At 69.9% G+C, this 25,720-nt stretch carries 21 protein-coding genes; 20 read left to right on the forward strand and 1 reads right to left on the reverse strand.

The window, feature by feature from the left end:
* Positions 1–8: 8 nt before the first annotated feature.
* The 15 genes from ABZT02_RS10215 (at position 9) to ABZT02_RS10285 (ending at position 16,819) form a co-directional block, all read left to right on the forward strand.
* Positions 9–572 carry a hypothetical protein gene (locus ABZT02_RS10215; protein ID WP_356016126.1) on the forward strand — a complete coding sequence of 188 codons (564 nt, stop codon included), beginning with the start codon at positions 9–11 and terminating at the stop codon, positions 570–572.
* A gap of 5 nt (positions 573–577) precedes the next feature.
* The gene (locus ABZT02_RS10220) at positions 578–2,554 is read left to right on the forward strand and encodes a penicillin-binding transpeptidase domain-containing protein (RefSeq protein ID WP_356016128.1); all 1,977 of its coding nucleotides are present in this window, start codon (positions 578–580) and stop codon (positions 2,552–2,554) included.
* 222 nt (positions 2,555–2,776) lie between these two features.
* Positions 2,777–4,297: a UDP-N-acetylmuramoyl-L-alanyl-D-glutamate--2,6-diaminopimelate ligase gene (locus tag ABZT02_RS10225; protein WP_356016130.1), complete on the forward strand. Its 1,521-nt coding sequence runs from the start codon at positions 2,777–2,779 to the stop codon at positions 4,295–4,297.
* Positions 4,298–4,301: 4 nt separating this feature from the next.
* A complete protein-coding gene (gene murF, locus ABZT02_RS10230) occupies positions 4,302–5,711 on the forward strand; it encodes a UDP-N-acetylmuramoyl-tripeptide--D-alanyl-D-alanine ligase (protein WP_356016132.1) in 1,410 nt (469 codons plus the stop codon).
* Positions 5,708–6,781 carry a phospho-N-acetylmuramoyl-pentapeptide-transferase gene (gene mraY, locus ABZT02_RS10235; RefSeq protein WP_356016134.1) on the forward strand — a complete coding sequence of 358 codons (1,074 nt, stop codon included), beginning with the start codon at positions 5,708–5,710 and terminating at the stop codon, positions 6,779–6,781. The genes murF and mraY overlap by 4 nt, the downstream gene beginning before the upstream one ends.
* Positions 6,763–8,196 carry a UDP-N-acetylmuramoyl-L-alanine--D-glutamate ligase gene (murD, locus tag ABZT02_RS10240; RefSeq protein ID WP_356016136.1) on the forward strand — a complete coding sequence of 478 codons (1,434 nt, stop codon included), beginning with the start codon at positions 6,763–6,765 and terminating at the stop codon, positions 8,194–8,196. Before mraY ends, murD begins: the two co-directional genes overlap by 19 nt.
* 20 nt (positions 8,197–8,216) lie before the next feature.
* Positions 8,217–9,578, forward strand: a complete 1,362-nt coding sequence (gene ftsW / locus ABZT02_RS10245; protein ID WP_356016137.1) for a putative lipid II flippase FtsW — start codon at positions 8,217–8,219, stop codon at positions 9,576–9,578.
* 6 nt (positions 9,579–9,584) lie between these two features.
* Positions 9,585–10,679 (forward strand): undecaprenyldiphospho-muramoylpentapeptide beta-N-acetylglucosaminyltransferase, encoded by a 1,095-nt coding sequence (gene murG, locus ABZT02_RS10250; protein ID WP_356016139.1) that lies wholly within the window; start codon positions 9,585–9,587, stop codon positions 10,677–10,679.
* A 19-nt stretch (positions 10,680–10,698) separates the two neighbouring features.
* Positions 10,699–11,493 (forward strand): FtsQ-type POTRA domain-containing protein, encoded by a 795-nt coding sequence (locus ABZT02_RS10255; RefSeq protein WP_356016141.1) that lies wholly within the window; start codon positions 10,699–10,701, stop codon positions 11,491–11,493.
* A 287-nt stretch (positions 11,494–11,780) separates the two neighbouring features.
* Positions 11,781–12,977 (forward strand): cell division protein FtsZ, encoded by a 1,197-nt coding sequence (ftsZ, locus tag ABZT02_RS10260; RefSeq protein ID WP_356016142.1) that lies wholly within the window; start codon positions 11,781–11,783, stop codon positions 12,975–12,977.
* The gene (gene pgeF, locus ABZT02_RS10265; RefSeq protein WP_356016144.1) at positions 12,974–13,702 is read left to right on the forward strand and encodes a peptidoglycan editing factor PgeF; all 729 of its coding nucleotides are present in this window, start codon (positions 12,974–12,976) and stop codon (positions 13,700–13,702) included. Before ftsZ ends, pgeF begins: the two co-directional genes overlap by 4 nt.
* A 6-nt stretch (positions 13,703–13,708) precedes the next feature.
* Positions 13,709–14,428: a YggS family pyridoxal phosphate-dependent enzyme gene (locus ABZT02_RS10270; protein WP_356016145.1), complete on the forward strand. Its 720-nt coding sequence runs from the start codon at positions 13,709–13,711 to the stop codon at positions 14,426–14,428.
* A 129-nt stretch (positions 14,429–14,557) separates the two neighbouring features.
* Positions 14,558–15,199 (forward strand): cell division protein SepF, encoded by a 642-nt coding sequence (gene sepF / locus ABZT02_RS10275; RefSeq protein WP_007381413.1) that lies wholly within the window; start codon positions 14,558–14,560, stop codon positions 15,197–15,199.
* A 50-nt stretch (positions 15,200–15,249) separates the two neighbouring features.
* The gene (locus tag ABZT02_RS10280; RefSeq protein ID WP_356016147.1) at positions 15,250–15,540 is read left to right on the forward strand and encodes a YggT family protein; all 291 of its coding nucleotides are present in this window, start codon (positions 15,250–15,252) and stop codon (positions 15,538–15,540) included.
* A 52-nt stretch (positions 15,541–15,592) separates the two neighbouring features.
* A complete protein-coding gene (locus ABZT02_RS10285) occupies positions 15,593–16,819 on the forward strand; it encodes a DivIVA domain-containing protein (protein WP_356016149.1) in 1,227 nt (408 codons plus the stop codon).
* Between the two features lie 156 nt (positions 16,820–16,975).
* On the opposite strand, the gene ileS is transcribed toward ABZT02_RS10285, so the two are convergent.
* A complete protein-coding gene (gene ileS / locus ABZT02_RS10290) occupies positions 16,976–20,107 on the reverse strand; it encodes an isoleucine--tRNA ligase (protein WP_356016151.1) in 3,132 nt (1,043 codons plus the stop codon).
* Between the two features lie 581 nt (positions 20,108–20,688).
* On the opposite strand from ileS, the gene ABZT02_RS10295 reads away from it, so the two are divergent.
* From ABZT02_RS10295 to ABZT02_RS10315, 5 genes are all read left to right on the forward strand, one after another.
* Positions 20,689–21,960, forward strand: coding sequence for a TraR/DksA family transcriptional regulator (locus tag ABZT02_RS10295; RefSeq protein WP_356016152.1), 1,272 nt, complete (start codon positions 20,689–20,691; stop codon positions 21,958–21,960).
* Positions 21,961–22,021: 61 nt separating this feature from the next.
* Positions 22,022–22,597, forward strand: coding sequence for a signal peptidase II (gene lspA / locus ABZT02_RS10300; RefSeq protein ID WP_356016154.1), 576 nt, complete (start codon positions 22,022–22,024; stop codon positions 22,595–22,597).
* A gap of 43 nt (positions 22,598–22,640) precedes the next feature.
* The gene (locus ABZT02_RS10305; protein WP_356016155.1) at positions 22,641–23,585 is read left to right on the forward strand and encodes an RluA family pseudouridine synthase; all 945 of its coding nucleotides are present in this window, start codon (positions 22,641–22,643) and stop codon (positions 23,583–23,585) included.
* Positions 23,582–24,052 carry a GNAT family N-acetyltransferase gene (locus ABZT02_RS10310; RefSeq protein WP_356016157.1) on the forward strand — a complete coding sequence of 157 codons (471 nt, stop codon included), beginning with the start codon at positions 23,582–23,584 and terminating at the stop codon, positions 24,050–24,052. Before ABZT02_RS10305 ends, ABZT02_RS10310 begins: the two co-directional genes overlap by 4 nt.
* A gap of 92 nt (positions 24,053–24,144) precedes the next feature.
* Positions 24,145–25,719, forward strand: coding sequence for a Na+/H+ antiporter (locus tag ABZT02_RS10315; protein ID WP_356016158.1), 1,575 nt, complete (start codon positions 24,145–24,147; stop codon positions 25,717–25,719).
* The last annotated feature ends 1 nt before the right edge of the window (position 25,720 follow it).

Genomic DNA, 25,720 nt, shown 5'->3' on the forward strand with positions numbered 1-25,720 from the left:
GAGGGTGTGTGCGTAGGAAACCCGAACTGAGGGGGAGGGCGGCTCGTCTCGCACGTCTCCTCCCCGGCACGGCGAGCCCCGGACAGGCGGCCCGCACCCCCTTCGTGCTCCTGGTGGTCCTCCTCCTCGGCGGCGGCCTCATCGGGCTCCTGGTGCTGAACTCCGCACTGAGCGAAGGGTCCTTCAAGCTCACCGACCTCCAGAAGGACACCAAGAGCCTCACCGACGAGCAACAGGGCCTGCAACGGGACATCGACGCCTACTCCGCGCCCGACGCCCTCGTGCGCCGCGCCCGTGAGCTCGGCATGGTGCCCGGCGGTGACCCGGCCTTCCTCGACCCGGACGGCACCGTCAAGGGCGTCCCGTCCCCCGCCTCCGCCGCCGAACCGCTCTCCTACCGCATGCCGCTCGTCCTCGCACCCGAGGTGCTCGACAGCGGGGCCGTCCCGACGCCGACGGTCAGCCCGACCCCGACGGAGACCGTCGTTCCGGCTCCCGAGGACGTCGTACAGGCTCCCCAGACCGTCCCCTCGGACGTCCCGCTCCCCACGACCCCGACCCCCGGCAGGTGACGGAAGTGTCCGACGAATTCGGCAGGCAACCGCCGCGCCGCCGCGTGCCCGGACCCGCGCGCCCCGAGCGCTCCGCCCGCCCCGTGGGCCGACCGCGCCCGGGGCCCGGCGCCCGCCCGGCCCGCCGCCCGTCGGCGCCCCGCACCGCGGCCCCCAAGACCATCCGCCTGGGCAGCCCCCGCCCCCGGCTGCGCCTGGTCGGCCTCGCGCTGACCCTGGTGCTGGCCGCCTTCGTCGTACGCCTGCTCCAGGTGCAGGCCGTTGACGCGAGCACATACGCCGCCAAGGCCGAGCAGAACCGGTACGTCGGCTACACGCTGGCCGCCGAGCGCGGCGGGATCACCGACCGCGACGGTGTGGCCCTCGCGACCAGCGAGGACGCGTACGACATCACGGCCGACCCGACGCTGTTCACCCGCCAGCAGCTGAAGATCGACGACGGTCCGGAGCAGGCTGCCGCACTGCTCGCCCCGATCCTGGGGCAGGAGCAGGAAGCCATCGTCAAGAAGCTGCGACCCAAGGACAAGAAGCTCCGTTACGTCCTGCTCGCCAACCGGCAGACCCCGCAGGTCTGGAAGCAGATCAAGGACCTGAAGTCAGCGCTCACCACCAAGAGCGAGACCGACCCGGGCACGGCCAACGTCCTCGCGGGCGTCCTGTCCGTGCCGACGACCAAGCGCGTGTACCCGAACGGCGATCTCGCCGCCGGGATACTGGGCTGGGTCAACGCCGACGGCAAGGGCGGCGGCGGTGTCGAGCAGCAGCTGAACTCCCTGCTGGCCGGCAAGGACGGCAAGATCCGCTACGCCCAGGCCGGCGGCCGCCAGGTGCCCACCGTGGGCTCCACCGAGACCCCCGCGGTGCCCGGCAGCGACGTCGAGCTCACCATCGACCGCGACATCCAGTGGGCCGCCCAGCAGGCCATCACCGACCAGGTGAAGGAGTCCAAGGCGGACCGCGGGTACGTGATAGTGCAGGACACGCGGACCGGCCAGGTCCTCGCCATGGCCAACTCGCCCGGCTTCGATCCGAACGACCTGTCCAGGGCGAGCTCGGTGAACATGGGCAACGCGGCCCTCCAGGACGCCTACGAGCCCGGATCCACCGCCAAGATCATGTCGATGGCGGCCGTGCTGGAGCAGGGCGTCGCCACCCCGTTCACCCATGTGATCGTGCCCAACCGGCTGCACCGCGGTGACCGGCTCTTCAAGGACGACATCGACCACGAGACCTGGTACCTCACGCTCAACGGCGTGCTCGCCAAGTCCAGCAACATCGGCACCATCCTGGCGACCGGCCAGCTCGGCAAGACCCAGGCCCAGGCCAACCAGGTCCTCTACTCCTACCTGCGCAAGTTCGGCCTCGGCCGCTACAGCGGGCTCGACTACCCCGGCGAGACCCCGGGCATCCTGGCCAAGCCCGCCGACTGGTCGACCTCGCAGCAGTACACGATTCCTTTCGGCCAGGGCGTCTCCCTCAACGCGATGCAGGCCGCGTCCGTCTACTCGACGATCGCCAACGGCGGTGTGCGCGTCGAACCCACGCTCGTGCGCGGTACGAAGGGGCCCGACGGACACTTCACACCCGCCGCGAAGCCCAAGGAGACAAGGGTCGTCAGCGCCAAGACGGCCAGGACACTGGCCCGGATGCTGGAGTCGGTCGTGGACGACCAGGAGGGCACCGGCACCAAGGCGCGCATCCCCGGCTACCGGGTCGCGGGCAAGACGGGCACGGCCAACCGCGTGGATCCGGCCACCGGCAAGTACAAGGGCTACACCTCGTCGTTCGCCGGCTTCGCGCCCGCGGACAAGCCCCGGATCACCGTCTACTGCGCCATCCAGAACGCCACTCAGGGCAGCTATTTCGGCGGCCAGATCTGCGGGCCCGTCTACAAGAAGGTCATGGAGTTCGCCCTGAAGACCCTGCAGGTCCCGCCCACGGGAGCGAAGGCGGCGAAGCTGCCCGTCACCTACACGCCCTGATCAGCGCGGCGGCGGCACCCGGCCGGCACCCGCCCGCACCCATCAGCACCTCATCCGCACCTCGGAAAGGCCACCAGGAACCACCTCGTGACGACGATCACTTCCGATTCCGGGAACCAGGGCGCCCCCCGCCCCTCACTTCGCTCCCAGGCGGGTGCGCCCGGTACGCTCACCGCCGTGCCACACGCTGATCAGTCCCAAACCACCCAGAAGGGCGCACCCGTGACATATCCGGGACCGCCCCGGCCGGTCCAGGTCTCCGCAACACCCCTCGCGGAGCTCGCCGATCAGCTGGGTGCCGAGCAACCGGAGAACGCCGCGCAGGTCACGGGCATCACCCATGACTCGCGTGCCGTCCGCCCCGGTGACTTGTACGCCGCCCTCCCGGGCGCCCGTCTGCACGGCGCCGACTTCGTCACCCAGGCCCTCGGCCTCGGCGCGGTCGCGGTGCTGACCGACCCGACCGGCGCCGAGCGCGCCGCCGCGACCGGGCTCCCGGTGCTGGTCGTCGAGGACCCACGCGCGCGCATGGGCGAACTGGCCACCACGATCTACGGCGACCCCGGCCGGGACCTCCTCCAGATCGGGATCACCGGCACCTCCGGCAAGACCACCACCGCCTATCTCGTCGAGGGCGGTCTGAAGGGGGTCAGGTCCACCGGTCTGATCGGCACCGTCGAGATGCGCATCGGCGACGAGCGCATCAAGTCCGAGCGCACCACGCCCGAAGCCACCGATCTCCAGGCCCTGTTCGCGGTGATGCGCGAGCGCGGTGTCGAGGCGGTCGCCATGGAGGTCTCCAGCCACGCGCTGGTCCTCGGCCGGGTCGACGGCTGTGTCTTCGACATCGGCGTCTTCACCAACCTCAGCCCGGAACACATGGAGTTCCACTCCGACATGGAGGACTACTTCCGGGCCAAGGCGCAGCTCTTCACGCCGAAACGCAGCCGTCTCGGCGTCGTCAACCTCGACGACGAGTACGGCCGCCGGCTCGTGAAGGAAGCCACGGTCCCGGTCGTCACCTACTCCGCCGAGGGCCACCCCGACGCCGACTGGCGTGCCGAGGACGTCGAAGTCGGCCCCATGGACTCGACCTTCACCGTGATCGGCCCCAAGGGCGAGCGGATCGCCGCCAGGTCTCCGCTCGCGGGCCCCTTCAACGTGGCGAACACCCTCGCCGCGATCGTCGCCCTGGCCGCGGCCGGCCTCGACCCGCAGACCGCCGCCGACGGCGTCGCCGCCGTACCGGGCGTGCCGGGCCGTCTGGAGCGCGTGGACGCCGGGCAGCCCTACCTCGCGGTCGTGGACTACGCCCACAAGACCGACGCCGTCGAGTCGGTGCTCAAGGCGCTCCGCAAGGTCACCGAGGGCAGGCTCCACATCGTGCTCGGCTGCGGCGGCGACCGCGACAGGACCAAGCGCGGGCCCATGGGCGCCGCGGCGGCCCGCCTCGCCGACACCGCCGTACTGACCTCCGACAACCCCCGCTCCGAGGACCCGCTCGCGATCCTCGCAACCATGCTCGAGGGCGCGGCGTCCGTACCAGCACACGAGCGCGGCGAGGTCCAGGTCTTCGAGGACCGGGCCGCCGCGATCGCCGCAGCCGTCGCCCGCGCGCGGCCGGGCGACACCGTACTGGTCGCCGGGAAGGGCCACGAGCAGGGCCAGGACATCGCCGGGGTGGTCCGTCCCTTCGACGACCGCCAGGTGCTTCGAGAAGCCATCCAGCAGACCCAGGGATGAACTTGTGATCGCCCTCTCTCTCGCCGAGATCGCCTCAGTCGTCGGCGGGCAGACGCACGACATACCGGATCCGTCGGCGCAGGTGCACGGGCCCGTCGTCATCGACTCCCGGCAGGTGAAGGACGGCGCTCTGTTCGCCGCCTTCGTGGGGGAGCGCGTCGACGGCCACGACTACGCCGACCAGGCCGTCCGGGCGGGCGCGGTGGCCGTGCTGGCCCAGCGACCCGTCGGCGTTCCCGCGATCGTCGTCGAGGACGTCCAGACGGCCCTCGGCGCCCTCGCGCGTCATGTCGTACGACGGCTCGGCGCGACCCTCGTCGCCCTCACCGGCTCCGCCGGCAAGACCAGCACCAAGGACCTGATCGCGCAGGTGCTCCAGCGCAAGGCGCCGACGGTGTTCACGCCGGGCTCGCTCAACAACGAGATCGGGCTGCCGCTCACCGCGCTCACCGCCACCGAGGAGACCCGCTTCCTCGTCCTGGAGATGGGCGCCCGCGGCATCGGACACATCAGCTACCTCACGGATCTGACGCCCCCGAAGATCGGCCTGGTCCTCAACGTCGGCAGCGCGCACATCGGCGAGTTCGGCGGCCGCGAGCAGATCGCGCAGGCCAAAGGCGAACTCGTGGAGGCCCTGCCGCCGGCCCAGGACGACGGCGTCGCGATTCTCAACGCCGACGATCCTCTCGTACGGGCCATGGCATCCCGTACGAAGGCGAAGGTGATCCTTTTCGGAGAGTCCGACGAAGCGGACGTACGCGCCGAGAACGTGAGACTCACGGACACCGGACAGCCTGCCTTCAGGCTTCACACACCCTCCGGTGCAAGCGAAGTGACCATGCGCCTGTACGGTGAGCACCACGTGTCGAACGCGCTCGCCGCGGCCGCCGTCGCCCATGAGCTGGGCATGTCCGCAACCGAGATCGCCACCGCGCTCTCCGAGGCGGGCTCCCTCTCCCGCTGGCGTATGGAGGTCACCGAGCGCCCGGACGGCGTGACCATCGTCAACGACGCCTACAACGCGAACCCCGAGTCCATGCGAGCCGCCTTGCGCGCACTCGCGGCGATGGGCAAGGGGCGGCGGACCTGGGCGGTGCTCGGCAAGATGGCCGAGCTCGGGGACGAGGCGCTCGCCGAGCACGACGCGGTCGGACGGCTCGCCGTCCGGCTCAATGTCGGCAAGCTCGTCGCGGTCGGGGGCAGGGAAGCGTCCTGGCTGCAACTGGGCGCATATAACGAGGGTTCGTGGGGTGAGGAGTCGGTGCACGTGTCCGACGCACAGGCGGCGGTCGACCTGCTGCGCAGTGAGTTGCGCCCGGGAGACGTCGTCCTCGTGAAGGCGTCCCGGTCGGTCGGCCTGGAGAGCGTCGCCCAGGCGCTGCTCGACGCCGAGGGTGAGGTTGCCGCCCGATGATGAAGCAGATCCTGTTCGCAGGAGTCATCGGCCTCTTTCTGACCCTGGTCGGCACCCCGCTGCTGATCAAGCTGCTCGCGCGCAAGGGTTACGGCCAGTACATCCGGGACGACGGCCCGCGCGAGCACGCCAGCAAGCGCGGTACGCCGACGATGGGCGGTATCGCCTTCATCTTCGCGACGGTCGCCGCCTACTTCCTGTCCAAGGTCATCACCGGCTACCCGCCCACCTACTCGGGTCTGCTGGTGCTCGGCCTGATGTGCGGCATGGGCCTGGTCGGCTTCCTCGACGACTACATCAAGATCGTCAAGCGGCGTTCACTGGGCCTCAGGGCCAAGGCGAAGATGGCCGGCCAGCTGATCGTCGGCATCAGCTTCGCGGTGCTCGCGCTGATGTTCCCTGACGCCCGCGGCAACACCCCGGCCTCCACCAAGCTGTCGTTCATCACCGACTTCGGCTGGAAGATCGGCCCGATCCTGTTCGTGGTCTGGGCACTGTTCATGATCCTCGCGATGTCGAACGGCGTGAACCTCACCGACGGTCTGGACGGCCTCGCCACCGGCGCCTCCGTCCTCGTCTTCGGCGCCTACACGTTCATCGGCGTCTGGCAGTTCCAGGAGTCCTGCGCCAACGCGGGCACCCTGACCAACCCGAACGCCTGCTACGAGGTCCGAGATCCCCTCGACCTGGCGGTCATCGCCTCCGCGCTGATGGGTGCCTGCCTCGGCTTCCTGTGGTGGAACACCTCGCCGGCCAAGGTCTTCATGGGCGACACCGGCTCGCTCGCGCTCGGCGGTGTCCTGACGGGTCTGGCGATCCTCTCCCGCACGGAGCTCCTGGTCGCCATCATGGGCGGTCTGTTCGTCCTCATCACCATGTCGGTGGTCATCCAGGTCGGTTCGTTCCGGCTGACCGGAAAGCGCGTCTTCAGAATGGCGCCGCTCCAGCACCACTTCGAACTCAAGGGCTGGTCCGAAGTCCTCATCGTGGTCCGTTTCTGGATCATCCAGGGCATCTGTGTGATCGTCGGCCTGGGCCTCTTCTACGCGGGATGGGCAGCAGAAAAGTGACCTCCTCGGAGCACCTCGACTGGCAGGGCAAGCACGTCACCGTCGCCGGGCTCGGTGTCTCCGGCATCCCGGCGGCCAAGGCGCTGCACGCGCGCGGGGCGCACGTCACGGTCGTCAACGACGGCGACGACGCACGCGCGCGTGAGCAGGCCGCGGAGTTGGAGGCGCTGGGCATCAGCGTGCGCCTCGGTGACGGCGCGACCCTGCCCGAGGGCACCGAACTCGTCGTCACCGCGCCCGGCTGGAAGCCGGACAAGCCGCTCTTCACGGCGGCCCGTGCGGCCGGTCTGGAGATCTGGGGCGACGTGGAGCTCGCCTGGCGGCTGCGCGGCCCCGACGCGGCTCCCTGGCTCGCGATCACCGGCACCAACGGCAAGACGACCACCACCCAGATGCTGGCGTCGATCCTGAAGGCCGCGGGCCTGCGTACCGCCGCCGTCGGCAACATCGGCGTCTCCCTCCTCGACGCGGTGCTCGGCGACGAGCAGTACGACGTGCTGGCCGTGGAGTTGTCGAGCTATCAGCTCCACTGGGCGCCCTCGCTGCGCGCCCACTCCGCCGCCGTGCTCAACCTCGCCCCCGACCATCTCGACTGGCACGGCTCCATGGAGGCGTACGCCGCCGACAAGGGCCGTATCTACGAGGGCAATCGGGTCGCCTGCGTCTACAACGTCGCCGACAAGGCCACCGAGGACCTGGTGCGCGAGGCGGACGTCGAGGAGGGCTGCCGGGCCGTCGGCTTCACCCTCGGCACCCCCGGGCCGTCCCAACTCGGTGTCGTCGAGGGCATCCTGGTCGACCGCGCCTTCGTCGAGGACCGGCACAAGAACGCCCAGGAGCTCGCCGAGGTCTCCGACGTCAACCCGCCCGTCCCACACAACATCGCCAACGCCCTTGCGGCGGCGGCCCTCGCACGCGCCTTCGGGGTGCCTGCCAGGGCCGTACGGGACGGGCTGCGGGACTTCACCCCGGACGCCCACCGCATCGCCCACGTGGCCGATGTGGACTCGGTCGCGTACGTCGACGACTCCAAGGCCACCAACACCCACGCCGCGGAAGCCTCGTTGGCGTCCTACGAGTCGATCGTGTGGATCGCGGGCGGGCTCGCCAAGGGCGCGACCTTCGACGAGCTGGTCGCCAAGTCGGCAAAGCGGCTTCGCGGGGTCGTGCTCATCGGCCAGGACCGCGCCCTGATCCGTGAAGCCCTTGCGCGACACGCCCCGGAAGTACCCGTGGTGGACCTCGACCGGACCGACACTGGGGCGATGCTCGCGGCTGTCCAGGAGGCCTCACGCCTCGCCGTCGCAGGTGACACGGTGCTGCTGGCTCCGGCCTGCGCCTCGATGGACATGTTCGCCAACTACAACCAGCGCGGTGACGCGTTCGCGGAGGCGGTTCGCGAACTCGGCTCCTGACCGACGTAGCGGAGGCGTTGATGCCCACCAGCCGTACCGGCAGGCCGCCCGTGCAGCGGGCGTCCCGGCGCCCCGCCGTCTCCCGGCCCTCGCCCGAGAACGCCGTACAACGGCTCTACACGCGCGCGCGCAAGGCCTGGGACCGGCCGCTGACGGCCTACTACCTGATCCTCGGCGGCAGCCTGCTGATCACCGTGCTCGGTCTGGTGATGGTCTACTCGGCCTCCCAGATCACGGCTCTGCAGATGTCGTTGCCGGGATCCTTCTTCTTCCGCAAGCAGTTCCTGGCCGCCGTCATCGGCGCCGTACTGCTGCTGGTCGCCTCCCGGATGCCGGTCAAGCTGCACCGGGCGCTCGCCTACCCGATCCTCGCGGGCGCGGTCTTCCTGATGGCCCTGGTACAGGTGCCGGGGATAGGGATGTCGGTCAACGGCAACCAGAACTGGATCTCGCTCGGCGGCTCCTTCCAGATCCAGCCCAGCGAGTTCGGCAAGCTCGCCCTCGTGCTGTGGGCGGCCGATCTGCTCGCCCGCAAGCAGGACAAGAAGCTGCTGACCCAGTGGAAGCACATGCTGGTGCCGCTCGTCCCGGTCGCCTTCCTGCTGCTCGGGCTGATCATGCTCGGTGGCGACATGGGTACGGCGATCATCCTGACGGCGATCCTGTTCGGGCTGCTGTGGCTGGCGGGGGCCCCGACCCGGCTGTTCGTCGGTGTGCTGTCGATCGCCGGGCTGATCGGGCTGATCCTCATCAGGACCAGCCCCAACCGCATGGCCCGGCTCGCCTGCATCGGCGCCACCGAACCCAAGTCGGGGGCCGCCGACTGCTGGCAGGCCGTGCACGGCATCTACGCCCTGGCCTCCGGCGGAATCTTCGGCTCCGGGCTCGGTGCGAGTGTGGAGAAATGGGGCCAACTACCCGAAGCCCACACCGACTTCATCTTCGCCGTCACCGGTGAGGAACTGGGCCTGGCGGGGACGCTGTCGGTACTCGCTCTCTTCGCGGCTCTAGGCTATGCGGGTATCCGCGTGGCCGGACGCACGGAGGACCCCTTCGTGAGGTATGCCGCGGGAGGCGTGACCACCTGGATCACCGCTCAGGCGGTGATCAACATCGGTGCGGTGCTCGGTCTGCTGCCGATCGCCGGTGTCCCGCTCCCGCTGTTCTCCTACGGAGGGTCCGCCCTGCTGCCGACCATGTTCGCCATCGGGCTGCTGATCGCATTCGCGCGTGACGACCCCGCTGCGCGGGCGGCGCTTTCGATGCGGCAACCCCGCTTTGGTAGAAAGCGGGCGGGAGGCGCCGTGCCGGCACGGGGGCCTCGGAGATGGAACACGATGCGACGGCGTGCCTCATCGGCGCGCTCGTCCGGAGAGCGGTGAATTTCGGTGCATGTCGTACTCGCCGGTGGGGGGACCGCCGGCCACATCGAGCCAGCGCTCGCCCTCGCGGACGCCCTGCGCAGGCAGGACCCGAGCGTGGGGATCACGGCCCTTGGCACGGAACGGGGGCTGGAGACCAAGCTCGTCCCGCAGCGCGGCTACGAGCTCGCGCTCATCCCGGCCGTCCCGCTGCCCCGTAAGCCCACCCCAGAGCTGATCACCGTACCGGGCCGGCTGCGCGGCACGATCAAGGCCACCGAGCAGATCCTGGAGCGCACCAAGGCCGACGCCGTCGTCGGCTTCGGAGGCTATGTGGCGCTGCCCGGCTATCTCGCGGCCAAGCGCCTCGGTGTGCCGATCGTCGTCCACGAGGCCAACGCCCGCCCGGGTCTCGCCAACAAGATCGGCTCCCGGTACGCCGCCCAGGTGGCCGTCGCCACGCCGGACAGCAAGCTGCGCAACTCCCGCTACATCGGGATCCCGCTGCGCCACACCATCGCCACCCTGGACCGGGCCGCCGTCCGGCCCGAGGCCCGGCACCTGTTCGGCCTCGACCCCAACCTGCCGACCCTGCTGGTCTCCGGCGGCTCGCAGGGCGCCCGGCGCCTCAACGAGGTCGTCCAGCAGGTCGCGCCCTGGCTCCAGCAGGCCGGGATCCAGATCCTGCACGCGGTCGGTCCGAAGAACGAACTGCCGCATGTGCAGCAGATGCCGGGAATGCCCCCGTACATCCCGGTAAGTTACCTGGACCGGATGGACCTCGCGTACGCCGCGGCCGACATGATGCTCTGCCGCGCGGGCGCGATGACCGTCGCCGAACTCTCCGCCGTCGGGCTCCCGGCCGCCTACGTCCCGCTGCCCATCGGCAACGGCGAACAGCGGCTGAACGCCCAGCCGGTGGTCAAGGCCGGCGGCGGACTGCTGGTCGACGACGCGGAACTGACGCCCGAGTGGGTACGGGGCAACGTCCTGCCCGTGCTCGCCGACCCGCACCGGTTGTACGAGATGTCCCGCGCCGCCGCCGAGTTCGGCCGCCGGGACGCCGACGACCTGCTCGTCGGCATGGTGTACGAGGCGATCGCCTCGCACCGACGCCAGTAGCCAGGAAAAGGGAGTGCGCGTGGCCGGATCGACGACCGCCGAGCGCGGTGAACGCCAGCAGGAGTCGTCCGGCCCGCCTCCCCCGCGGCGGTTGAGGGTGCGTCGGCTTCGTACGATCATCATCCTCGCCGTGGCGCTCGTGCTTCTCTCCGTGGGCGCCGTCTGGCTGTTGTACGGCTCCCAGTGGCTCCGCGTCGAACGCGTGTCGGTGTCGGGAACGCTGGTGCTGACTCCGGAGCAGGTGCGCGAGGCCGCCGACGTCCCGGTCGGCGCGCCGCTGATTTCCGTCGACACCGACGCGATCGAGGCACGACTGCGCCGGAAATTGCCCCGAATTGACGCAGTTGACGTCGCTCGATCCTGGCCCCACGGAATCGGGCTGAAAGTGACCGAGCGTACTCCGGTTCTGCTTGTCCAAAAGGGCGGAAACTTTGTCGAAGTGGACGATGACGGTGTCCGATTCGCCACGGTTTCCGAGGCCCCGAAAGGCGTCCCCGCACTGGAATTGGAGCTCACCCGGCCGGACTCCCGCGCAGCCAGCCTGCGCCGCTTCGGCGAAGCCCGGCTCGTGCGGGAAGCGGTTCGGGTGGCGGGTGACATCCCGGTCGACGTCGCGCGCGCGACCCGTTCCGTCAAGGTGCGTTCGTACGACGACATCTCGCTGGAGTTGAGAGGCGGTCGTACTGTCGCCTGGGGGAGCAGCGAGAACGGCGCCGCGAAGGCCCGTACGCTCACCGCTCTCATGAAAGCCGCACCCGATGCGGGGCACTTCGACGTCAGCGTGCCCACCGCGCCTGCGTCATCGGGGAGTTGACGCACATCAGCGCAGGCCAGCACCCTGGTTGGGCACCGCTACGGCTGATCACATAGGGTGAAAAGAAAAACGGGAGGTTCGGCGTGTTCGTTGAACGTGCGCCACTTGTCGACTTAGTGTCCTGTTCAGAAGACTCCAGGGAACAGACACACTGGTAACCCTAAACTTCAGCGTTAGGGTTCGGGTCGGCGCTACGGACCGTCCCATTCGGCATCAGTCGGCGGATCACGAGGCAGCAGAGCTTCGTCGGTCCGGCGACACGTAACTCGAGGCGAGAGGCCTTCGACGTGGCAGCACCGCAGAACTACCTCGCAGTCATCAAAGTCATCGGTGTCGGCGGCGGTGGTGTCAATGCCATCAACCGGATGATCGAGGTCGGTCTCAAGGGCGTCGAGTTCATCGCCATCAACACCGACGCGCAGGCGCTGTTGATGAGCGACGCCGACGTCAAGCTCGACGTCGGCCGCGAACTCACCCGCGGACTCGGCGCCGGCGCCAACCCGGCCGTCGGACGCAAGGCCGCAGAGGACCACCGCGAGGAGATCGAGGAGGTCCTCAAGGGGGCCGACATGGTCTTCGTGACGGCCGGTGAAGGCGGCGGCACCGGCACCGGCGGCGCGCCCGTCGTGGCCAACATCGCCCGCAACCTCGGCGCCCTCACCATCGGCGTGGTCACCCGCCCGTTCACCTTCGAGGGCCGGCGCCGCGCCAACCAGGCCGAGGACGGTATCGCGGAGCTCCGCGAAGAGGTCGACACCCTCATCGTCATCCCCAACGACCGGCTGCTGTCCATCTCGGACCGCCAGGTCTCGGTGCTCGACGCCTTCAAGTCGGCCGACCAGGTCCTGCTCTCCGGTGTGCAGGGCATCACCGACCTCATCACCACGCCCGGTCTGATCAACCTCGACTTCGCCGACGTCAAGTCGGTCATGTCCGAGGCCGGTTCGGCGCTCATGGGCATCGGTTCGGCCCGCGGCGACGACCGCGCGGTGGCCGCGGCCGAGATGGCGATCTCCTCGCCGCTCCTCGAGGCGTCCATCGACGGTGCCCGGGGCGTACTGCTCTCCATCTCCGGCGGTTCCGACCTCGGCCTGTTCGAGATCAACGAGGCGGCCCAGCTGGTCAGCGAGGCCGCCCACCCCGAGGCCAACATCATCTTCGGCGCGGTCATCGACGACGCCCTCGGCGACGAGGTCCGCGTCACCGTGATCGCCGCCGGCTTCGACGGCGGCCAGCCGCCGACCCGCCGGGAGACGGTCATGGGTTCTTCCTCGACCTCGGCCCGCCGCGAGGAGCCCACTCCGGTACGGCAGACCGAGAGCCGTCCGTCCTTCGGCTCGCTCGGCAGCGTCACGCCGAAGGAGGACCCGGAGCCCGCTCCCGAGCCGGCCGTCGACCTCCCGGTCGCCCCGCCCGTCCCGCCGTCCCGGACCTACTCGGACAGCGCGGCCGAGGAGCTGGACGTGCCGGACTTCCTGAAGTGATAAGTCGGCGCGAGAGCGTGAGCGGCGCGCACTTCGCCTTCACCGACCGGTGGGGTGGGGTGAGCGCCGCTCCGTATGAGGAGCTCAACCTCGGCGGGGCGGTCGGCGACGACCCCGAGGCCGTGGGGACCAACCGCGAACTGGCCGCCAAGTCGCTCGGTCTCGATCCGGCCCGCGTGGTCTGGATGAACCAGGTGCACGGAGCGGACGTCGTGGTGGTCTCGGAGCCGTGGGGCGAGAAGCCGGCGCCCCGGGTCGACGCGATCGTCACCGCCGAACGCGGCCTCGCCCTCGCCGTCCTCACCGCCGACTGCACTCCGGTGCTGCTCGCCGACCCGGTCGCCCGGATCGCCGCGGCGGCCCACGCCGGCCGGCCCGGCATGGTCGCCGGAGTCGTCCCGGCCGCGCTACGCGCGATGACCGAACTCGGCGCCGATCCCGCCCGGATCGTCGCCCGCACCGGACCCGCCGTCTGCGGCAGGTGCTACGAAGTGCCCGAGGAGATGCGCGCCGATGTCGCCGCCGTCGAACCCGCGGTGCACGCCGAAACGAGTTGGGGCACTCCGGCGGTCGACGTGACCGCCGGAGTGCACGCCCAGCTCGACCGGCTCGGAGTGCGTGACCGGCAACAGTCGCCGGTGTGCACGCTGGAGTCGGGCGACCACTTCTCGTACCGCCGCGATCGCACCACGGGGCGACTCGCGGGATATGTCTGGCTGGACTGATGGGGCATGACGGACCGTAAGGACGAACTCGCCGCGAATCTGGCGAAGGTCGAGGAGCGCATCGCCGCCGCGTGCGCGGCCGCCGGACGGCGGCGGGAGGAGGTGACCCTCATCGTGGTCACCAAGACCTACCCCGCGAGCGATGTGCGGATCCTCTCCGGGCTCGGGGTGGGGCACGTCGCCGAGAACAAGGACCAGGACGCGGCCCCCAAGGCCGCCGAATGTTCGGATCTGCCCCTTACTTGGCACTTTGTTGGCCAGTTGCAGACCAACAAGGTGCGATCTGTGGTGGGTTACGCGGATCTCGTGCAGTCCGTCGATCGTTCGAAGTTGGTGACGGCACTCTCCAGGGAGGCCGTGAAGGCCGAGCGCGAAGTGGGCTGCCTGATCCAGGTCGCTCTCGACGCCGGTTCGAGCGAGCGGGGGGAGCGGGGTGGTGTGGCGCCGGGCGGAATCGAGGAGTTGGCCGATCTCGTGGCCCGGGCTCCGGGGTTGCGGCTGGACGGGTTGATGACCGTCGCCCCGCTCACCGGGGAGTACGCGGGACGCGAACAGGCGGCGTTCGAGCGGTTGATGGATTTGTCGACCGACCTGCGCCGAGCTCATCCGGCTGCGAACATGGTCTCGGCAGGGATGAGTGCGGATCTCGAACAGGCCGTGGCGGCAGGGGCGACACATGTGCGCGTCGGCACCTCGGTACTCGGAGTCCGCCCCAGGCTCGGGTAACGTCGCCAGGAAGTCGGACCACAGCAGAAAATATGGTCATTACCGCCGTAAGGCGGTCATAACGACCTCGTGGATCGCGGGCACTTGGCAGTCGTCAGCCGATCCACCACAGAGCGGAGGACTCAGAGAATGGCCGGCGCGATGCGCAAGATGGCGGTCTACCTCGGCCTCGTGGAGGACGATGGGTACGACGGCCGCGGTTTCGACCCCGACGACGACTTCGAACCGGAACTCGACCCGGAGCCAGAGCGGGACCGCCGACGGCATGAGCCGTCTCACCAGTCACATCAGGCACTTCAGCCTGAAAGGGACGAATCGGTCAGAGTGGTGCAGTCCTCGGTGCCGCGCGACCCGGTACCCCGATCCTCTTCGCTCGCCGCGGAATCGGTGCGTCCCGCGCGCATCGCGCCCGTGGCATCCATCACACAAGAGCGCGCCAGCCTGGAGAAGAACGCACCGGTGATCATGCCCAAGGTCGTGTCGGAACGAGAGCCTTACCGGATCACCACGCTTCACCCCCGGACCTACAACGAGGCCCGTACCATCGGGGAACACTTCCGTGAGGGCACCCCGGTGATCATGAATCTGACTGAGATGGATGACACAGACGCCAAGCGACTTGTCGACTTTGCGGCCGGTTTGGTGTTTGGTCTTCACGGCAGCATCGAGCGGGTGACGCAGAAGGTGTTCCTGTTGTCGCCTGCTAACGTCGATGTCACGGCGGAGGACAAGGCCCGCATCGCAGAGGGCGGGTTCTTCAACCAGAGCTGAGAAGCAGCAACCGGAACGAAGTACGAACAGGGGAGAGGGAAAGACAGTCCATGAGCGTGTTCGCACAGGTGATCTACATCGCGCTGATGGTGTTCCTCATCGTGCTCATCTTCCGGTTGGTCATGGACTACGTCTTCCAGTTCGCCCGCTCGTGGCAACCCGGCAAGGCGATGGTGGTCGTTCTGGAGGCCACCTACACTGTCACCGATCCACCGTTGAAGCTTCTGCGGCGGTTCATCCCGCCGCTGCGTCTCGGGGGCGTGGCGCTCGACCTGTCCTTCTTCGTGCTGATGATCATCGTCTACATCCTCATCTCCGTCATGGGAAACCTGGCGAGGTGACTGTGGACGATACGGTCTTGCCGACTGCCGATGACTACGTTGAGGTGAAGAGATGCCGTTGACCCCCGAGGACGTGCGGAACAAGCAGTTCACGACCGTCCGCCTCCGAGAAGGCTATGACGAGGACGAGGTCGATGCCTTCCTCGACGAGGTCGAAGCCGAACTGACCCGCCTGCTGCGCGAGAACGAGGACCTGCGCGCCAAGCTGGCCGCGGCGACGCGTGCTGCTGCCCAGAACCAGCAGAACATGCGCAAGCCCCCGGAGCAGCAGGACCAGCAGCAGGGTGGCATGCCCGGACAGGGAATGCCGCAGCAGGGCATGCGCGGACCCGGTCCCGGCGCCCCTGTACCTGCCGGCATATCTGGCCCGCCGCAGCAGCAGATGGGCGGCCCCATGGGTGGCCCGCCCCAGCTGCCGAGCGGTGCGCCGCAGCTGCCCGCCGGTCCCGGCGGTGGCCAGGGCGGCCCGCAGGGTCCCGGTCCGATGGGCCAGGGCCCCATGGGTCAGGGTCCGATGGGTCAGGGCCAGATGGGCCAGGGGCCCATGGGTCAGGGCCAGATGGGCCAGGGTCAGATGGGCCAGGGCCAGATGGGCGGTCAGCCGCCCATGCAGCAGCAGATGGGTGGCCCGATGGGCGGCCCCATGGGCGGTCCGATGGGCGGCCCCGGTCAGGGCCCCGGTGGCGACAGCGCCGCCCGTGTCCTCTCGCTGGCCCAGCAGACCGCCGACCAGGCGATCGCCGAGGCCCGCTCCGAGGCCAACAAGATCGTCGGCGAGGCGCGTTCGCGTGCCGAGGGCCTCGAGCGTGACGCCCGTGCCAAGGCCGACGCCCTGGAGCGGGACGCGCAGGAGAAGCACCGCGTCGCGATGGGCTCCCTGGAGTCCGCCCGCGCCACGCTGGAGCGCAAGGTCGAGGACCTGCGCGGCTTCGAGCGCGAGTACCGCACGCGTCTGAAGTCGTACCTCGAGTCGCAGCTGCGTCAGCTGGAGACCCAGGCCGACGACTCGCTGGCTCCGCCGCGTACCCCGGCGACCGCGTCGCTGCCGCCGTCCCCGGCGCCCTCCATGGCTCCGGCCGGTGCGAGCGCGCCGTCGTACGGTGGCAACCAGGGCATGGGCGGCGGTCCTTCGCCGGCCGGCCCGTCGTACGGCGGCCAGCAGCAGATGTCGCCCGCGATGACCCAGCCGATGGCGCCGGTGCGGCCGCAGGGTCCCGGTCCGATGGGGCAGGCTCCCTCGCCCATGCGTGGCTTCCTCATCGACGAGGACGACAACTGACGGCCTCTAGTACGCCTTAGGCGTCGGCAGCGTTCAGGGCGGGGCCCCGGATTTCGATCCGGGGCCCCGCCCTTTTACGCGTGTTGATCACGGTGTCGCGGACACGAGGAAGGCCCGGTTCCCCGCCCTCGGGGAACCGGGCCTTCCTCGTCGGGGCTATGCCTTGCGCAGACGGAACGTCAGCGACAGGCCCTCGTCGGTGAACGGGGTGCCGTAGGTGTCGTCCGCCTCGCCCTGGGCGAAGTCCGTCGCCAGGACCTCGTCGGCGATCAGCGAGCTGTGCTCGGACAGGGCCGCGATCACGGCCGGGTCGGTGGCCGTCCAGCGGAGCGCGATGCGGTCGGCCACATCGAGGCCGCTGTTCTTGCGGGCCTCCTGGATCAGGCGGATCGCGTCCCGGGCGAGGCCCGCCTGGCGGAGTTCCTCCGTGATCTCCAGGTCCAGGGCCACCGTCGCGCCGGAGTCGGACGCCACCGACCAGCCCTCGCGCGGGGTCTCCGTGATGATGACCTCGTCGGGCGCGAGCGTGATCGTCTCGCCGTCGACCTCCACCGAGGCCGTGCCCTCGCGCAGGGCGAGGGAGAGCGCGGCCGCGTCGGCGTTCGCCACGGCCTTGGCGACGTCCTGGACGCGCTTTCCGAACCGCTTGCCGAGCGCGCGGAAGTTGGCCTTCGCCGTGGTGTCGACCAGGCTGCCGCCGACCTCGCTGAGGGAGGCGAGCGCGCTCACGTTGAGCTCGTCCGTGATCTGCGCGTGCAGCTCACGGTCGAGCAAGTCGAAGCCGGTCGCGGCGATGAGAGCCCGGGACAGCGGCTGACGGGTCTTCACGCCCGACTCCGCGCGCGTGGCGCGGCCCAGCTCGACGAGCCGGCGCACCAGGACCATCTGCTTCGACAACTCCGGGTCGATCGCGGAGAGGTCCGCCTCCGGCCAGGAGGCCAGGTGCACCGACTCCGGGGCGCCCGGGGTGACCGGCACGACCAGGTCCTGCCAGACCCGCTCGGTGATGAACGGGGTCAGCGGGGCCATCAGCTTGGTGACCGTCTCGACGACCTCGTGCAGCGTGCGCAGCGCGGCCTTGTCGCCCTGCCAGAAGCGGCGCCGGGACCGGCGTACGTACCAGTTGGACAGGTCGTCGACGAACGCTGACAGGAGCTTGCCGGCGCGCTGGGTGTCGTAGGACTCCAGGGACTGGGTCACCTGGTCGGTCAGCGCGTGGAGTTCGGACAGCAGCCAGCGGTCCAGGACCGGGCGGTCGGCCGGGGCCGGGTCCGCCTCGCTGGGCGCCCAGTTGGACGTACGGGCGTACAGGGCCTGGAAGGCGACCGTGTTCCAGTAGGTGAGGAGGGTCTTCCTCACCACCTCCTGGATCGTGCCGTGGCCCACGCGGCGGGCCGCCCACGGAGAGCCGCCGGCCGCCATGAACCAGCGCACCGCGTCGGCGCCGTGACGGTCCATCAGCGGGATCGGCTCCAGGGTATTGCCCAGGTGCTTGGACATCTTGCGGCCGTCCTCGGCGAGGATGTGGCCGAGGCAGACGACGTTCTCGTACGACGACTTGTCGAAGACCAGGGTGCCGACCGCCATCAGCGTGTAGAACCAGCCGCGCGTCTGGTCGATGGCCTCGCTGATGAACTGGGCCGGGTAGCGGGACTCGAACAGTTCCTTGTTCTTGTACGGGTAGCCCCACTGTGCGAACGGCATCGAACCCGAGTCGTACCAGGCGTCGATGACCTCCGGCACGCGCGTGGCCGTCTTCCGGCACTGGGGGCAGGCGAAGGTGACGTCGTCGATGAACGGGCGGTGCGGGTCCAGTTCGGAGTGGTCCGTGCCGGTCAGCTCGGTGAGCTCCGCGCGGGAGCCGACGACGGTGAGGTGGTCGTCCTCGCAGCGCCAGATCGGCAGCGGGGTGCCCCAGTAGCGGTTGCGGGACAGCGCCCAGTCGATGTTGTTCTGCAGCCAGTCGCCGAAGCGGCCGTGCTTGACCGTCTCCGGGAACCAGTTGGTGTTCTCGTTCTCCTGGAGGAGGCGGTCCTTGGCGGCGGTGGTGCGGATGTACCAGGACGGCTGCGCGTAGTAGAGGAGCGCGGTGTGGCAGCGCCAGCAGTGCGGATAGCTGTGCTCGTACGGGATGTGCCGGAAGAGGAGGCCGCGCTGCTGGAGGTCCTCGGTGAGCTTTTCGTCCGCCTTCTTGAAGAAGACGCCGCCCACGAGGGGGACGTCCTCCTCGAAGGTGCCGTCCGGGCGCACCGGGTTCACCACGGGCAGGCCGTAGGCGCGGCAGACCTTGAGGTCGTCCTCACCGAAGGCGGGGGACTGGTGGACCAGACCCGTACCGTCCTCGGTCGTGACGTACTCGGCGTTGACCACGTAATGGGCCGGCTCCGGGAACTCCACGAGCTCGAACGGACGTTGATAGGTCCAGCGCTCCATTTCGGCGCCGGTGAAGGACTGGCCGGTGGTCTCCCAGCCCTCGCCGAGGGCCTTGGCGAGCAGCGGCTCGGCGACGACGAGCTTCTCCTCGCCATTGGTCGCGACGACGTAGGTGACCTCCGGGTGCGCGGCGACCGCCGTGTTGGACACCAGGGTCCAGGGGGTCGTCGTCCAGACCAGGAGCGCGGCCTCGCCGGCGAGCGGACCGGAGGTGAGCGGGAAACGGACGTACACGGACGGGTCCACGACCGTCTCGTAGCCCTGCGCCAGCTCGTGGTCCGACAGGCCGGTGCCGCAGCGCGGACACCAGGGGGCGACGCGGTGGTCCTGGACCAGCAGGCCCTTGTTGAAGATCTCCTTCAGCGACCACCAGACCGACTCGATGTACTCGGGGTCCATCGTGCGGTAGGGGTCCTGGAGGTCGGTCCAGTAGCCCATGCGGGTCGTGAGCGCCTCGAAGGCGTCGGTGTGCCGGGTCACGGACTCACGGCACTTGGCGTTGAACTCGGCGATGCCGTACGCCTCGATGTCCTTCTTGCCGCTGAACCCGAGCTCCTTCTCGACCGCCAGCTCCACCGGGAGGCCGTGGCAGTCCCAGCCGGCCTTGCGGGCCACGTGGTAGCCGCGCATGGTGCGGAAGCGGGGGAAGACGTCCTTGAAGACGCGGGCCTCGATGTGGTGGGCGCCCGGCATGCCGTTGGCGGTGGGCGGGCCCTCGTAGAACACCCACTCGGGGCGGCCCTCGGACTGCTCCAGGGTTTTGGCGAAGATCTTCTGCTCGCGCCAGAAGTCGAGCACCGCGTGCTCGAGCGCGGGCAGGTCGACCTGGGCTGGCACCTGGCGGTACTGCGTCATCAGTCTTCCTCCGGCGGATGTGCTGCCTTCCGTCCGGAGGGACGAGAGTCCGTGCGCCGGTTTCGACGCGCTCCCGCGGTACCACCCTCCTTGGCCCGCCGACCCGTGGTGTGCGTCGGTGAGCCCCCTCATTGGGGTCGCGATGCCGGGTCTACGCCCCCCTCAGGGGGTTCTTCCGGCGGCTCCGGGGTGATCTTCGCGTCGCGCTCGCCCCCGGGCTTCCACCGTCCCCGGGTCGCTCTGGGCTGCGTACGCCGCTACTCGTCCCCATCCACGCTTTTCGCTCCGCCCAGTGTACGGCGCCCCGGGGACAGCGGCCGACCGCTTTTCCGGGCCCGGGCGCGGAGGCCGCCGTAGAGCCGGGGGTGACCCGAATGGAGCGGCACGGCTGCTCGGATTCCGGGACGGACGATCCGGCGGATTACCCGGCGGGGAGCTGGGCACAACGCATGCATGCTTCCCGCCCCGCGCGCGCGGGGCGGGCGAATCGGGCGGCGTGCCCCGTTGCCGCGGGACTCAAGTCGATTTATCGTCCCAGCACGATTCGCGAGCAAAATCACAATATGTGAAGGGGCCGCGGCATGGTGGCGAAGAAGACCGCCGTACAGCAGTCGGCGTCGGGCCGGTCCACCCATGCCCGTGCCTCCGGCGGCGAGGCCAAGGAAGCGGGCGGGAAGAAGAGCGCGCGCGGGGTGTCGTCCGGGTCGGCCGGGGCGTCAGCGGCGTCCGCGTCGTCCGGCAAGGGGGCGGCGACGAAGGCCGTGAAGGCGGTCGGAGCGGCGGCGAAGAGCGTCGCGAGGAAGGCGGCGCCCCGCAAGGCGAGCGGTGCCGGGAAGGCCACGGCTTCCAGGGCGGCTCCTGGCAGGCAGGCGGCAGAGGAGGAGGTTCCGGCGGGGAGACCGGCGGCCGAGCCGCCTGTCGGCGGGACGGAGGAAGCCACCAAGGGCGTCGGCAAGGCATCGGTCACGAAGAAGTCCGCGGTCGCCAAGAAAGCGGCTGCCAAGAAGGCTGCGGTCACCAAGAAGGCGGTCAAGAAGGCGGTGGTCCCCGAGGAGGCGGTCCCCGAGAAGACTGCGGTCGGCAAGAAGGCCGCGGCCCCCAAGAAGAAGGCGGTCACAAAGAAAGCCGCCGCCAAGAGCACGACCGCGACGAAGAGCACGGCCAAGAAGGCGGCCGCGACGAAGGCCGCGGCGAAGAAAACGGCCGCGAAAGACACCGCGGTCGAGGAGACGGTCGCCACGGAGGCCGGTGTCCCCCAGAGGGACAGCGGGCAGGGCACCTCCGGGAAGAACACCCTCACGAAGAGGGCGGCCAGGAAGAGCACGGCCAAGAAGGCGGGCGCGGCCGAGGCCGCGAAGCAGACGGGAGCCACGACAGTGGTTGCGAAGAAGACCCCTGGCACGGCCACAGCGGCGAAGACCGCCCTACCTAACGCGCGTGTCGCCGCGGTGGAGCCCGGCGAACTCGCGGTGCGCCCGGGTGAGGATCCGTGGACGCCCGAAGAGGTCGCGGAGGCCCGCGCGGAGCTCACGGCCGAGGCTCTGCGGCTGCGCACCGAGATCTCCGCGTCCGAGGAGTCCCTGGTGGGGCTCATGCGGGACTCCGGGGACGGCGCCGGCGACGACCAAGCCGACACCGGGACCAAGAACATCACGCGCGAGAGCGAGATGGCCCTCGCGGCCAACGCGCGCGAGATGCTCACCCAGACCGAGCGCGCCCTGGGACGGCTCGACGCCGGCACCTACGGCCTGTGCGAGAACTGCGGCAACCCCATCGGCAAGGCACGCATGCAGGCGTTCCCGCGCGCGACCCTGTGCGTGGAGTGCAAGCAGAAGCAGGAACGCCGGTACTGAGGGTCCTTGGAGGCGTGTCGTACCCTCGTCCTCAGTCAGGTACCTAGGTCGAGGGACTCACGTGGCAGAGGCGGAGCGCATCATCGGTACGCCGGATACCCCAGAGGCGGCGGGGGCCGAGCCGGAGCAGGACCAGACGGCGCGGCCCCGGGGCAGGCGCCGTATCGCCGTGCTGTTCACGGTGGCCGCCTTCGCGTACGCCCTCGACCTGGTCAGCAAGATGATCGTGGTCGCCAGGCTGGAGCACCACGAGCCGATCGAGATCATCGGGGACTGGCTGAAGTTCGAGGCGATCCGCAACGCGGGCGCGGCCTTCGGCTTCGGCGAGGCCTTCACCGTGATCTTCACGGTGATCGCGGCGGCGGTGATCGTGGTCATCGCCCGGCTCGCCCGCAAGCTCTACAGCCTTCCCTGGGCGATCGCCCTCGGGCTGCTGCTCGGCGGCGCGCTCGGCAACCTCACCGACCGGCTCTTCCGCTCGCCCGGCGTCTTCGAGGGCGCGGTCGTCGACTTCATCGCGCCCAAGCACTTCGCCGTCTTCAACCTCGCCGACTCGGCGATCGTGTGCGGCGGCATCCTGATCGTGCTGCTGTCCTTCAAGGGGCTGGACCCGGACGGGACCGTCCACAAGGACTGAGCGCGTGTTCGGGGCTGTCTCACCCGTCCGGCATACTCGACGGGTGAGCACCATTCCCGAGATCCGCACTCTGCCCGTGCCCGACGGCCTGGAGGGCGAGCGCGTCGACGCCGCCATCTCCCGCATGTTCGGCTTCTCCCGTACCAAGGCGGCCGAGCTCGCCGCCTCGGGGAAGGTCATGGTCGACGGGTCGGTGGTCGGGAAGTCCGAGCGGGTGCACGGCGGGGCCTGGCTGGAGGTCGAGATGCCACAGGCGCCCGCGCCGGTGCAGATCGTCGCCGAGCCGGTCGAGGGCATGGAGATCGTCCATGACGACGACGACGTGGTCGTGATCGTCAAGCCGGTCGGTGTGGCCGCGCACCCGTCGCCGGGCTGGACCGGGACGACCGTGATCGGCGGGCTCGCCGCCGCCGGGTACCGCATCTCGACCTCCGGTGCCGCCGAGCGCCAGGGCATCGTGCACCGGCTCGACGTGGGCACTTCGGGGCTGATGGTCGTGGCCAAGTCGGAGCGGGCGTACACCTCGCTCAAGCGGCAGTTCAAGGAGCGCACGGTCGACAAGCGGTACCACACGCTCGTCCAGGGCCACCCGGACCCGACCAGCGGCACCATCGACGCGCCCATCGGCCGCCACCCCAATCACGACTACAAGTGGGCGGTCACCGCCGAGGGCAAGCCGTCCGTCACGCACTACGACCTCATCGAGGCGTTCCGCGCGGCCTCCCTGCTCGACGTGAAGCTGGAGACCGGGCGCACCCACCAGATCCGCGTGCACATGGCGGCCCACCGCCACCCCTGCGTCGGCGACCTGACGTACGGCGCCGACCCGACGCTCGCCAAGCGGCTGCGGCTGACCCGGCAGTGGCTGCACGCGGTGCGGCTCGGCTTCGAGCACCCCGGGGACGGGGAATGGGCGGAGTTCGCCAGCGACTACCCGGAGGACCTCCAGCAGGCCCTGGAGCTGGTGCGCGAGGAGACCTACGGGTGAGCACGCGCGCGTACGTGGTGCGGGTCGCCGAGGATCCCGCCGACCGTGAGGCCTGCTTCACGGTGCGCAAGGAGGTCTTCGTCGGCGAGCAGGGCGTGCCCGAGGACATCGAGTACGACGCCTACGACGCCGTGGCGCTGCATGTGCTGGCCGTGCGGGAGGACGGGGTGCCGCTCGGGACCGGGCGGCTGCTGTTCGGTGCCGCGGCGGCCGGGAAGACCGGCGGTGACGCTTCGGTGGGGTCGCTGGGGCGGCTCGCGGTGACCCAGGAGGCGCGCGGGCTCGGTGTCGGGGCCGCGCTCGTGCGGGCAGTCGAGGACGCGGCACGCACGCGTGGGCTGACAGCCGTCGATCTGCACGCCCAGACGCACGCGCTGGGGTTCTACGAGCGGCTGGGGTACGTGGCGTACGGGCCGGAGTTCCTGGACGCGGGGATACCGCACCGGGCCATGCGGCAGGTTCTCTGACGGTCGGTGGGAGCGGCGGTCGGGAGGGTTCGGGCGTTTTGCGGGCAGACTGAAGTGATAGATGTTCTGTCGATCTGCCCGGAGTTCTGACCGTGGATCAGTTGGCCCTGTTGTTCGTGTTGTTGCTGGGGGCTCTGATCAGTGTCCCGGTGGGGGACCGGTTCGGGTTGCCGGCGCCGGTCCTGATGACGCTGCTCGGCATAGTGCTTGCGGTGCTCGACTTCGTACCGAATGTCGACATCCCGCCCGAGCTGATCCTGCCCATTCTGTTGCCGCCCCTGCTCTACGCGGCGGTGCGGCGGACTTCCTGGCGCCAGTTCGCGGCCAACAAGCGGCCCATCTTCCTGCTCGCCGTCGCGCTCGTGTTCGTGACGACCCTGTGCGTCGCCGCTGTCGCCCACGCGATCGTGCCGGGGCTGCCGATCGCCGCCGCCGTCGCGCTCGGCGCGCTGGTCGCACCGCCCGACCCGGTCGCCGCGACCGCCGTCGCGGGCCAGCTCGGGCTGCCCCGCAGGCTGGTGTCCATCCTGGAGGGCGAGGGCCTGTTCAACGACGTGACGGCGATCGTGCTCTACCACGTGGCCGTCGCCGCGGCCGTCAGTGGCTCGTTCAAGGCCGGGGAGGCCGTCTTCGAGCTGGTGCTCTCCGCCGTGGTCGCCGTCGTCGTGGGGCTCGTGCTGGGCTGGGGTGCCAACAAGCTGATGGATCTGCTGGGTGACGCCACTCTCCAGATCGGGCTGACGGTGCTCGTGCCGTACGCCTCCTACGTGCTCGCCGAGGAACTCCACGGCTCCGGCGTGCTCGCCGTGCTGACCACCGCCCTGTTCCTCGCCGAGCACGGCACCGACGCCGACGACGTGATGACCCGGCTGGCCGGGCACACCTTCTGGGACATCGTCGACACGCTCGTCACCGGCGTGGCCTTCGGGCTGATCGGGCTCGAACTGCACAACGCGATCCGGACCGCCTCCGGGCGCTGGGGCGAGATGCTCGGCTGGGCCGGAGCGATCGTGGCCGTGGTCGTGCTCGTACGGCTGGCGTGGCTGATGCCGGCCACCTGGCTCACCAAGCGGATGCACGCGAAACGGGACTACAGTGAGGAGATCCCGACCAGCTGGCGGGAGACCGTCATCATGTGGTGGTCCGGGATGCGGGGCGTCGCGTCGGTGGCGCTGGCGTTGGCCATTCCGCTGGAGACCGACTCGGGGGCGGGCTTTCCCGACCGGGACGAGATCGTCTTCATCGCGTTCGGTGTGATCATGGCCACCCTGGTGCTCCAGGGGCTGACCCTGCCGTGGCTGGTGAAGCGGCTGGGGGTACAGGCTGACACCGAGCGGGAGAAGGAGTTCGAGAAGGCCCTCGCCGTCCGGGCGGCCAAGGCGGCCAAGCGGCGGCTGCGGGAGATCGAGGCCGTGGAGGAGCTGCCGGAGGAGCTTGCCGAGCAGATGCAGCGGCGGGCGTTCGAGATCGGCGTGCGGATCCATCCCGAGACGGGGGACGAGGAGCGGCGCGAGGCACGGCGGCGGCTCAAACGGGTGCGGCGCATCCACGGGGAGATGCTGAGCGCGGCGCGGCACGAGGTGCTGGCGGCGCGGAGCGAACCGGGGGCCGACCCGGAGGTCGTGGACCGGGTGCTGCGGCATCTGGACGTTCGTAGTCTGCGGTGAG

Source organism: Streptomyces sp. NPDC005402, from assembly GCF_040606575.1.
Lineage (GTDB): Bacteria > Actinomycetota > Actinomycetes > Streptomycetales > Streptomycetaceae > Streptomyces.